The 544-nt window shown below is 56.4% G+C and carries 1 pseudogene; it reads right to left on the bottom strand.

From position 1 onward, the window contains the following. Positions 1–544 (bottom strand): annotated as a pseudogene (locus HMPREF2716_RS00740) (transposase); the annotation flags it as partial.

The following is a 544-nucleotide window of genomic DNA, read 5'->3' as shown; positions in this document are numbered from 1 at the left end:
CCCGCTCTATCTCGTCCACGAACCGTTGATTGCCCGTCAGTTGTCCACGCTGAACCGCCTCGCGAATCAGCCTCAATTCCTCGGCCGGTATCGCCTCTTTCATGAACGTTACGTATCGCCGATATCTCTCTTCGGCCGTCTGACCTAGCTCAATGAAGCAGGGATCCATATCCAACCAGTTTGCCTCCTTCAACCAATCCGCCCGCAGCCCATAACTTGACCAGGGATAGGCCGCCACATCGTCCACCATCCGCGCCCGAACAGGGTTCAGTTCGATGTACCGGCAACACGCCAGCAGGTAGGCATCGCTCTGTACGACACTCGATTTATAGCGACTTTCCCACAACGTTCCGGAACGGCCCTCCAAGCGATTCCGATATCGTGTCGTGCGCGCCGCCAGCGTTTTCATCAGTTGCGCCAAGCCAGACAGCGAATCACCAGGCGCCATGAGCAGATGGACATGGTTGGTCATCAGGCAAATGCGTAGACCTTGATACCAAAGGCATCCTTGAGGTCCCGTAGATCGGAGAGGTAACGCTGGTAG

The organism is Pseudomonas sp. HMSC076A11 (assembly GCF_001810205.1).
GTDB lineage: Bacteria > Pseudomonadota > Gammaproteobacteria > Pseudomonadales > Pseudomonadaceae > Pseudomonas > Pseudomonas aeruginosa.
This window is presented reverse-complemented; position numbering and strand designations above follow the sequence as displayed.